This is a genomic window from Campylobacter showae CC57C, assembly GCF_000344295.2.
Taxonomy (GTDB): domain Bacteria; phylum Campylobacterota; class Campylobacteria; order Campylobacterales; family Campylobacteraceae; genus Campylobacter_A; species Campylobacter_A showae_B.
In genome coordinates, this window is record NZ_AOTD01000176.1 from 1 (window position 1) to 9,335 (window position 9,335).

General features: G+C 45.4%; 12 protein-coding genes. All 12 read left to right on the top strand.

Going from position 1 to position 9,335, the window contains the following annotated elements; all coding sequences use genetic code 11:
• Positions 1-44: 44 nt before the first annotated feature.
• The 12 genes from H740_RS06755 to H740_RS06810 all read left to right on the top strand — a co-directional run bounded on the left by H740_RS06755 (position 45) and on the right by H740_RS06810 (position 8,966).
• Entirely contained in the window at positions 45-701 is a 657-nt protein-coding gene (locus tag H740_RS06755; protein ID WP_002952660.1) for a 16S rRNA (uracil(1498)-N(3))-methyltransferase, read from the top strand.
• An 83-nt stretch (positions 702-784) separates the two neighbouring features.
• On the top strand, positions 785-985 hold the full coding sequence (gene rpmE / locus H740_RS06760) for a 50S ribosomal protein L31 (RefSeq protein ID WP_002952661.1): 201 nt from the start codon (positions 785-787) through the stop codon (positions 983-985).
• Positions 986-989: 4 nt separating this feature from the next.
• Positions 990-1,802 (top strand): 16S rRNA (cytidine(1402)-2'-O)-methyltransferase, encoded by an 813-nt coding sequence (gene rsmI / locus H740_RS06765; protein WP_002952662.1) that lies wholly within the window; start codon positions 990-992, stop codon positions 1,800-1,802.
• Positions 1,803-1,884: 82 nt separating this feature from the next.
• Positions 1,885-2,565 carry a 23S rRNA (guanosine(2251)-2'-O)-methyltransferase RlmB gene (gene rlmB, locus H740_RS06770; protein ID WP_002952663.1) on the top strand — a complete coding sequence of 227 codons (681 nt, stop codon included), beginning with the start codon at positions 1,885-1,887 and terminating at the stop codon, positions 2,563-2,565.
• Positions 2,558-3,571: a hypothetical protein gene (locus tag H740_RS06775; protein ID WP_002952665.1), complete on the top strand. Its 1,014-nt coding sequence runs from the start codon at positions 2,558-2,560 to the stop codon at positions 3,569-3,571. Before rlmB ends, H740_RS06775 begins: the two co-directional genes overlap by 8 nt.
• Positions 3,565-4,362, top strand: coding sequence for a hypothetical protein (locus H740_RS06780; protein ID WP_002952666.1), 798 nt, complete (start codon positions 3,565-3,567; stop codon positions 4,360-4,362). The genes H740_RS06775 and H740_RS06780 overlap by 7 nt, the downstream gene beginning before the upstream one ends.
• Positions 4,363-4,372: 10 nt before the next feature.
• Positions 4,373-5,581, top strand: a complete 1,209-nt coding sequence (locus tag H740_RS06785; protein WP_002952668.1) for an LL-diaminopimelate aminotransferase — start codon at positions 4,373-4,375, stop codon at positions 5,579-5,581.
• Positions 5,578-6,840: a homoserine dehydrogenase gene (locus H740_RS06790; RefSeq protein WP_002952669.1), complete on the top strand. Its 1,263-nt coding sequence runs from the start codon at positions 5,578-5,580 to the stop codon at positions 6,838-6,840. Before H740_RS06785 ends, H740_RS06790 begins: the two co-directional genes overlap by 4 nt.
• Positions 6,841-6,843: 3 nt before the next feature.
• Positions 6,844-7,182 (top strand): YraN family protein, encoded by a 339-nt coding sequence (locus tag H740_RS06795; RefSeq protein ID WP_002952670.1) that lies wholly within the window; start codon positions 6,844-6,846, stop codon positions 7,180-7,182.
• Positions 7,183-7,252: 70 nt separating this feature from the next.
• Entirely contained in the window at positions 7,253-7,567 is a 315-nt protein-coding gene (gene trxA, locus H740_RS06800; RefSeq protein WP_002952671.1) for a thioredoxin, read from the top strand.
• Entirely contained in the window at positions 7,567-8,016 is a 450-nt protein-coding gene (locus tag H740_RS06805; RefSeq protein ID WP_002952672.1) for a hypothetical protein, read from the top strand. The genes trxA and H740_RS06805 overlap by 1 nt, the downstream gene beginning before the upstream one ends.
• A gap of 11 nt (positions 8,017-8,027) precedes the next feature.
• Positions 8,028-8,966, top strand: coding sequence for an NAD(P)/FAD-dependent oxidoreductase (locus H740_RS06810; RefSeq protein ID WP_002952673.1), 939 nt, complete (start codon positions 8,028-8,030; stop codon positions 8,964-8,966).
• The last annotated feature ends 369 nt before the right edge of the window (positions 8,967-9,335 follow it).

The following is a 9,335-nucleotide window of genomic DNA, read 5'->3' on the forward strand; positions in this document are numbered from 1 at the left end:
ATCGCGGCTGATTTTGTTTTGATACTCATTGCAAGCGGGGTGAGATGAAATTTTTATATTCAAAAGAGGCAAAAAACGAGCAAATTAGGCTTGAGGGCGAGGCGTTTTTACACCTAAAGGCGCGGCGCGCTAAAGTAGGCGAGCGCATCGACGTGCGAAATTTGACCGACGGGCAAAACCACATCTATGAAATCGTAAATTTGGACAAAAGGGGTGCGGAGCTAAATTTGATATTTTCGCACGACGTGGAGGCGCGAAACAGCGATCTGGCGCTAGCCTGGGCCGTCGTCGATCCAAAAACGGTCGAAAAAACCTTGCCAAGCCTAAACGAAATGGGTGTGGCTAAAATCGTCTTTTTTTACGGCGAATTTTCGCAAAAAAACTTTAAGCTTGATTTTTTGCGCCTAGAGCGCATTTTGATAAGCTCGTGCGAGCAGTGCGGACGAAACGATTTGATGAAATTTGAAATTTATAAAAGCCTGGACGAGCTGGTCAAATTTTATCCAAACGTCGCTCTTGTCGACTTTGAGGGCGAAAATCTAGACGGCTATGCGGGCAAGGAAATTTTAGCGATCGGACCTGAGGGCGGATTTAGCCAGAGCGAGCGAGAAGCCGTCGCGAAAAAATACGGGCTGAGAGCAAAAAATATTTTGCGCTCGCAAACGGCGATTTTAGGCATAGCGGCTAAAATTTTAATTTAAATTTGATTTTTTACGAAGTTTTTTGTATAATCTCGCCTTACTTTAAATGAAAATTAAAAAATCAGACGATAAAAGGACAAAAAATGAAAAAAGAAATTCATCCGGAATTTGTTGAGTGCAAAGTAACTTGCGCTTGCGGTAACACCTTCACTACGAAGTCAAACAAAGGCGAGATCAGAGTGGATATCTGCTCAGAGTGCCATCCGTTTTTCACAGGCAGCGAAAAGATCGTAGATAGCGCAGGCCGCGTTGATAAATTTAAGAAAAAATATAACTTAAAATAACCCTTTGCTATATTTCGTTCCTACGCCGATAGGAAATTTAAGCGATATCTCGCTTCGCGCTTTGAGCGTTTTACGCGAATGCGAGATACTCTTTTGCGAAGATACTAGAGTCGCAAAATCCCTCATAAACCTACTAAATACGCGTTTTGACGCAAATATAAATATACAAAAATTTATCCCGCTACACACGCATAACGAAGATGAAATTTTATCTAAAATCGAGCTTCAAATTTTTGATAAAAACGTAGCGTTTTTAAGCGATGCAGGCATGCCTGGAATCAGCGATCCGGGAGCTGCACTCGTAAATTTTGCTATAAAAAACGGTATCTCGTATGAAGTATTAAGCGGCTCAAATGCCGCGCTTTTAGCTGTCGTCGCTAGCGGACTTTGCGAGAAGGAATTTTGCTTTCTAGGATTTTTACCAAACAACGGCAAAGAGCGAGCTGCAGCTATACAAAATGCTCTAAATTCGCCGTTTCCCGCGGTAATCTACGAAAGTCCCAAACGCGTACTTTCGCTTATTTTGGACTTTGCCAAACTTGAGCCGGATAGAGAAATATTTGTCATAAAAGAAGCAACAAAGAAATTTGAAACTAAATTTAGAGCCACAGCAAGCGAGTTGGCGCAAAAATTACAAGAGGCAAATTTAAGCGGCGAGTGGTGCGTCGTCGTGCAAAAAAATCCAAATTTTACCTTTGAGAAAATCACTCAAAACGATATTTTGGAACTTGAAATTTCGCCCAAAGCCAAGTCTAAACTGCTAGCCAAAATCACAGGTCGAAACGCCAAAGAAATTTACTCCGAGCTCACCCACTAAAACTTGCTCGCAGACTCAAACAAACAGCGAATTTATCCGAAAATTTAGCTAAATTTTACCGATTTTTAGCTATTATCAGCCGATGATAATATACGGAAAACAGCTATTTTTGCACATCATAAAAAACTACAAAAAAAGCGTCAAAACGGTCTATCTCGCCAAAGAGTGCGACAAGGCGCTATTTTCACAGATCGTAGGCGTCGGCGCGCCGATAAAGCGCGTGGATAATCAAAAAGCCCAAGCTCTCGCACACGGTGGCAATCACCAAGGCTTTTTAGCCGAAGTTGAGGAGTTTGAGTTTAAAAGTATCGACGAGATAAAAAAACAAAATTTTATAGCGATTTTATACGGACTTAGCGACGTGGGAAACATCGGAGCCATCGTCCGAACGGCACATGCGCTGGGCTGCGGAGGTGTCGTAGTCGTCGCTAAAAATTTGGCGATGGAAGGCGTGTTGCGAGCTAGTAGCGGAGCAGCCTACGAGGCAAATATCTCTCTTGTCGAAGACGGTCTTAGCTTGCTAAACGAACTAAAACAGGTCGGTTTTAAAATTTACGCCACGGCAAGCGGCGGCAAAAACGCTCACGAGGTCAAATTTAACCAAAAAGTCGCGCTCGTGATGGGTAGCGAAGGCGAAGGCTTACACAAAAAAGTCCTTGCCAAAAGCGACGAAATAGTAGGAATAAAAATGAAAAACGACTGGGACAGCCTAAACGTCTCGACTGCGTTTGCCATACTTTGTGATAGGATTATAAATGAATGATGTAAGTTTAATAAAAGAGCTAGGACTAAACGAAGTTTCAAGAAGAACGCACATAGAGGCTGAGCACTTAGGCTACATCGCTGATAAAAATTTTGAAAAATTGGTCCGCTTAAACGTTAAAGGTTTTATTAAAATTTTAGAGCGCGAGCTGGATATTGACTTTGAGCAGTGGTTGAGCGAATATGAGGCATTTATGTCTGAGCGCAATCAAAAGAACGAACACAAAAGTATATCCGTATCGCCTAAGATATCCGCATACACCGCTGACGGCGGGCACTCTAATACGGGCGTAAAACTTCTTATATTAGCACTCATTATAGCAGTTGCCGGCGTAATTTACGTACTTAACGAAGGTGATTACTTTAGTAATGTTTTAAACATTTTCGAAGACAAGAATAAAAGCGTTACATACACCGGAGCCGTCGCCGTCCAACAAGCGGCCAAAAGCCTAAACGAAGCAAAACAAGAGAGCAAAAACGCCACAAGTGACGAAAATTTATACGCCATAAAAAATCTCGAGCCAATTTTACCAACCGAAGAAAATGCGTCGGTAGTCGTAGCTATGCCTGAAGTAAATTTAAACGCAAATACCGATAAGAACGAAACCACGCAAACAAATAAAGAAGAAAGTGTCACGCAAAATCAAGAACAAAATACCTCGAGTGATGCTTCTAAAGAGATAAAACAAGCAAGCGACGATAAAATTTGGCATCTATCGGCAAACACCAAAGAGATAAAAATCGTACCGCGCAAAAAAACATGGCTGGGCGTTATAAATTTGGACGAAAATAAAAAGCGCTCTTTGGATACCGCAAATAGCTTCACTATCGAAATAGGCAAAAAGCAGCTCGCAGTAACCGGACATGGCAATATAAATCTCGAAATAGACGGACAAACGATCAAATTTGGCGACGATAGGCCAAAAAGATTTTTAATAGAAAAAGACAAGGTTTCATTGCTCACATACGACGAATTTGTAGCACTAAATAAGGGCAAATCGTGGTAAAAAAGCTTTTAGTTTTGACTGCTAGCGCGGCTTTTTGCCTTGCGGGTAGCGTGGTGGATATAGTGGGCGGCTTGCTAGATCAAAATAGCGCAAAAGCAACTCAGCTCTTTGGCGATGGCTCTGCATATCTGAACGCAAACGGCAAGCCCGATATCGCTAAAATCTCAAATGTTTTAAAGTCAAATTCGCTCCTGCGATTATCCTACAAGCAAAACGTCAAGGTAAATATCAAATTTATCTCGCGCCAAAACAACCCGCTACTTATCATGAAGATCGCAAAAGACGCTCTCAACGGCCTTGGATACAACAATATCCTAACGAGCGAATTTTCTAACGCCGGCGGTGCACTTTGGGGCGTGACGATCGACACCAAATTTATCCCAGATCCAGGCTCACTCTACGCCGCGCTTAAAGAAAGCGGCACCGAGATAACCGACATAAATAGACCCAGCGAGCTATCCTACGAGTACGTTATCGACGCGTCAAATTCCTCTATCAACCAAACTCCCGTGCAATTTTCGCAGGAAGTCCAGCTCTCAAAACCGCTCGAACCCTATCTCATCGACATTAGCGGTGCAAAAAGCGCGGCGATAAGCGCTAGCGCCGAGGATCGTTGGTCCGCCATCGTAAGAATTTTAGATAAAAATTTAAATTTGCTTGGCGAAAAGCAAACTAACAAGCCCGTAAATAGCCTAAAAGTATCGCTCCCTCAAAATGCAAAATACATAATGATCGATGATGCGGTTAGCCTAGAAAATATCAAACGGGGACTCAAAATCTACCTAGAATAAGGAGAAATTTATGTTTGACGAGATTAGATTTAATACAATAGAACGACTTCCAAACTACGTATTTGCCGAGGTGAACGCCATAAAAATGGCGGCGCGCCGAGGGGGCGAAGATATCATCGACTTTTCGATGGGAAACCCGGAGGGTCGCACGCCACAACATATCGTCGATAAGCTCTGCGAAAGCGCGCAAAAAGACAAAACCCACGGCTACTCGGCGAGTGCAGGCATATACAAACTGCGCCTAGCCATCTGCAACTGGTACAAGCGCAAATACGGCGTAAATTTAGACCCCGACACCGAAGCCGTCGCAGTTATGGGTAGCAAAGAGGGCTTCGTGCACCTAGCCCAAGCCGTGATAAACCCGGGCGACGTTGCCGTAGTGCCAGATCCTGCATACCCGATACACACGCAGGCGTTTTTGTTCGCGGGCGGTAGCGTGGCGAAGATGCCGCTAAAGTACAACGACAAATTTGAGCTTGACGAAAATAAATTTTTCGAAGACCTACTTCACACGATCCGCTCAAGCTCGCCGAAACCTAAATACGTCGTCGTAAATTTCCCGCACAACCCGACGACAGTAACCGTGCAAAAGAGCTTCTACGAGCGGCTAGTCGCGATGAGTAAACAAGAGCGCTTTTACGTGATCTCCGACATCGCCTACGCCGACCTCACGTTTGATGGATACAAGACGCCAAGCATCTTTGAGGTAGAAGGCGCAAAAGACGTCGCCGTCGAGTGCTATACACTATCAAAAAGCTACAATATGGCGGGCTGGGGCGTCGGATTTTTATGCGGAAACAAGCGCCTTTGCGCAGCTCTTAAAAAGATAAAATCATGGGTCGACTACGGCATGTTTACTCCGATCCAAGTCTCAGCAACCGTCGCGCTAGACGGCGATCAAAGCTGCGTCGAGGAGATCCGTCAAATTTACGAAAAACGCCGCGACGTAATGCTTGAAGCTTTTGCAAGTGCAGGCTGGGAGATGCATAAACCAAGCTCAAGTATGTTCATCTGGGCAAAAATCCCGCCGCAAGTTGGAAACATCGGTAGTCTCGAGTTTTCAAAGCAGCTTTTAACTAAAGCTAGCGTAGCGGTGAGCCCAGGCATCGGCTTTGGCGAGGGCGGCAACGACTACGTGCGCCTTGCTCTCATCGAGAACGAAAACCGCATCCGCCAAGCAGCGCGAAATATCAAAAAATATCTGAAAGAATTTGCATGAATATAGCCATTTTAGGCGTCGGCACGGTTGGAGAAGCCGTAGCTAAAATTTTACTCCAAAACAAAAAACTAATCGCGGCAAGATGCGGCGAGGAGATAGTCCCCGTCATCGGCGTCGTTAGAAATTTAAACAAAAAAAGAAACGTCGAGATCCCACTCACGGACGACATCGATAGCGTCATAAAACGCGATGATATCGACGTTTTCGTTGAGCTCATGGGCGGCGTTGAGGAACCCTTTAGAGTCGTCAGCCAAATTTTAGAGCGTAAAAAAGCCGTCGTAACGGCAAACAAAGCGCTACTGGCCTATCACCGCTACGCCTTGCAAAATTTAGCGCAAAACACGCCGTTTGGCTTCGAGGCTAGCGTCGCGGGCGGCATACCTATCATCAGAGCCCTTCGCGAGGGCCTTAGCGCCAACCACATCCTAAGCATCAACGGGATTTTAAACGGCACGAGCAACTATATCTTAACCTCAATGATGAGCAAGGGGTCAAATTTCGCGGACGCTCTAAAAAAAGCCCAGGAGCTAGGCTATGCCGAAGCCGATCCGACCTTTGACGTCGGAGGCTTTGACGCGGCACACAAGCTACTGATCCTAGCCAGCATCGCATACGGCGTGCACGGCAACCCTGAGGACATCCTGATAGAGGGCATCGAAGGCATCACGCCCGAGGATATCTTTTTCGCTAACGATTTCGAGTACGTCATCAAACTGCTCGCCATCGCCAAAAAAACAGGCGACAAGGTTGAGCTGCGCGTACACCCGGCACTCGTACCAAAAGATAAAATGATAGCCAAAACTGACGGCGTGACAAATGCAGTAAGCGTAGTGGGCGACGCAGTCGGAGAGACGATGTTTTACGGTCCGGGCGCTGGCGGTTCTGCGACGGCGAGCTCGGTCATCAGCGACCTCATCGATATCGCCAGAGACGGCAAATCCCCGATGCTAGGCTACAAAGCGCCGTTTGAGATAAATGCGCTGGGGCTCCTAGATCCGAGTGAAATTCGCACGAAATATTATTTTAGACTCAGGGTCGAGGACAAAGTCGGCGTGCTGGCTAAAATCACGAATTTAATGAGCGAAAACAACCTCTCTATCGACAGCCTGCTACAAAAACCAAAGGACGAAAGTCCATATGCGACGCTATTTTTCACGACTCACACGAGCGTAGAAAAAGACGTCAGACGCACTATGGAAATTTTGCAAGAGCAAGAGTTTGTAAAAGAAAAGCCTTTTATGATGAGGATAGAAGAGTAAAATTTGGGGCTTAAGGCGTATCTTTTCGGCAAAAGCTCCGAGGATCTGGCTTGCGAGTTTTTGCTAAAAAACGGCTGCGAGATCCTCGCTAGAAATTTTAGCTCCAAATTTGGCGAGATCGACGTTATCGCTAAAAAAGACGGCATCTTGCACTTCGTTGAAATCAAAGCCACGCAGGGCGACTATGAGACCGAGTATCGCCTCACGCCCGCTAAATTTAATAAAATTTTAAAAACTATCGATTTTTATCTGTTACAAAACGGCGCAAATGCCGATTTTCAGGTCGATTTGATCGCGATAAAAAATGGCGAGATAAAGTGGATAGAAAATATTAGTTTATAAAAATTCTTATTTAGCAAAAATTTAAATACTTTCGTGTATAATTACAACTATCTTTAAAAAGGAGAATAAAATGGGAAAATACATAGAACTAACAACTGCGAATTTCGACGTCGCTAAAGAGGGCGTCGCGCTAGTAGATTTTTGGGCGCCTTGGTGCGGACCTTGCCGTATGCTTGCTCCGGTTATCGACGAGCTAGCTGAGGAGTTTGAGGGCAAAGCTAAAATTTGCAAAGTAAACACTGATGAAGTGCAAGACCTAGCCGTAGAATTTGGCATCCGCTCGATCCCTACGCTTCTATTTTTTAAAAATGGCGAAGTCGTAGAACAAATGGTTGGCGCACAATCAAAACAAGCTATCGCCGATAAGATAAATTCGCTTCTTTAATGGTTTTTAGACGAGGAGGAAGCCTGCTTCCTCTCACCTCCGTTTTTGCGTCTTTTATCGGTGCAGCGCTGGTAGCAGGCATATTTGCTTACAATAACTACAGATTTTCGCAGTACAAATTCGTAAATTTTAGCGAGCTGGTTTTTTACGAACAGGCTCAAATTTTCGCGCCTCAGGACGATAAATTTTTACTCGTGGTTTTTAGCTCCAACCAATCAGATTGGAAGGAAATTTTAAAAACTTCAAGCAAGGATTTAAAAATCGTCGCCGTGGATTTACTCCAAAAACGCGCGCCCAGCGAGGGAAATATAAATTTCGTCGCTTCGGATATAAATACGATTTTAAAGCTGATGAACGTCCTAAATATCACGGCTTTGCCCGCAAGCGTGGAGCTAAAGGCGCAAAAGGGCGGCGTTTATAAACAAGATTCGAAAATAAATAAAATTTAAAAGGAAGAAATATGTTAGATTTAGCAATCATCGGAGGCGGTCCTGCGGGACTTAGCGCAGGCCTTTACGCCACTCGCGGCGGACTAAAAAACGTCGTAATGTTTGAAAAAGGAATGCCCGGCGGCCAGATTACGAGCAGCTCGGAGATAGAAAACTATCCCGGTCAAAAAGCGCCGGGCGAGAGCGGCATCGACTTCATGAGTACGTGGGTCGCGCAGTGCACGCATTTTGGGTTAAAGCACGAGATGGCGGGCGTTGAGCGCGTGGTAAAAAATTCAGACGGCAGCTTCACGGTCAAGCTTGAAGGCGGCAAAGAAGAGCAGGCCAAAGCAGTCATCGTAGCCACAGGCTCTACTCCGCGCCGCGCGGGCTTTGCGGGCGAGGACGAGTTTTTCGGCAGAGGCGTGAGCACGTGCGCGACTTGCGACGGATTTTTCTATAAAAACAAAGAAGTCGCGGTTCTAGGCGGCGGCGACACGGCGATCGAGGAGGCCTTATATCTAGCCAAAATCTGCTCGCGCGTTTACGTCATCCACCGCAGAGACGAGTTTCGCGCCGCTCCCGTCACGCTGCAAAAGGCTCGCGCTAACGCCAAAATCGAGTTTATCACGAGTGCCACGATCAAGCAAGCTTACGGCGACAAAGCAGGCCTTGCAGGCCTAATCATAAACACGAAAGAGGGCGAGCGCGATCTAAAAGTGCCGGGCGTTTTCGTATTTGTCGGACTTAACGTAAACAACGACGTCCTTCGCCAAGAAAACGGCGAGTTTTTGTGCGATATGGAGGCAGGCGGCCAGGTTAGCGTCGATCTAAAAATGCAAACTAACGTGCATGGGCTATTTGCCGCGGGCGACATCAGAAAAGACGCGCCAAAGCAAGTCATCGTAGCCGCAGGAGACGGCGCAGTAGCGGCCCTTAGCGCGCTTAGCTACATCGAGAGCCTACACTAAGATTTATCAAATTTAGCCGAGTTTTTCGGCTAAATTTTCTCTTTATACTTCAAATTTTCTCAAATTTACCGTCTTTTATTCTGATTTCTTAAATTTGCCCTGATTTAAATTTCCCCGCTTTTTCAGATTTTGCCCCCCAAAATTTTACTCAAATTTAACCACCCTTTGGCTAAGATTTCGCAAATTTGACTTAAGGGATAAATTTGAACAAACTCGCACTTAGCCTCGCCGCTCTTTTCCTCATCGTTTTCGTAAAATTTTATTTACGAAAAGCTATCCGGCCCCACCCGCTTCGTCGTTACCGCCGATACTAAAATAATCCCGGGTTCGGAGCTAAGCAAATACGTAACGCAAGAGGAGATAGACGAT

Excerpts from the sequence above, each read along its gene's own strand:
- H740_RS06755 (WP_002952660.1), top strand. The coding sequence starts at position 45 with ATGAAATTTTTATATTCAAAAGAGGCAAAAAACGAGCAAATTAGGCTT.
- rpmE (WP_002952661.1), top strand. The coding sequence starts at position 785 with ATGAAAAAAGAAATTCATCCGGAATTTGTTGAGTGCAAAGTAACTTGC.
- rlmB (WP_002952663.1), top strand. The coding sequence starts at position 1,885 with ATGATAATATACGGAAAACAGCTATTTTTGCACATCATAAAAAACTAC.
- H740_RS06775 (WP_002952665.1), top strand. The coding sequence starts at position 2,558 with ATGAATGATGTAAGTTTAATAAAAGAGCTAGGACTAAACGAAGTTTCA.
- H740_RS06785 (WP_002952668.1), top strand. The coding sequence starts at position 4,373 with ATGTTTGACGAGATTAGATTTAATACAATAGAACGACTTCCAAACTAC.
- H740_RS06790 (WP_002952669.1), top strand. The coding sequence starts at position 5,578 with ATGAATATAGCCATTTTAGGCGTCGGCACGGTTGGAGAAGCCGTAGCT.
- trxA (WP_002952671.1), top strand. The coding sequence starts at position 7,253 with ATGGGAAAATACATAGAACTAACAACTGCGAATTTCGACGTCGCTAAA.
- H740_RS06805 (WP_002952672.1), top strand. The coding sequence starts at position 7,567 with ATGGTTTTTAGACGAGGAGGAAGCCTGCTTCCTCTCACCTCCGTTTTT.
- H740_RS06810 (WP_002952673.1), top strand. The coding sequence starts at position 8,028 with ATGTTAGATTTAGCAATCATCGGAGGCGGTCCTGCGGGACTTAGCGCA.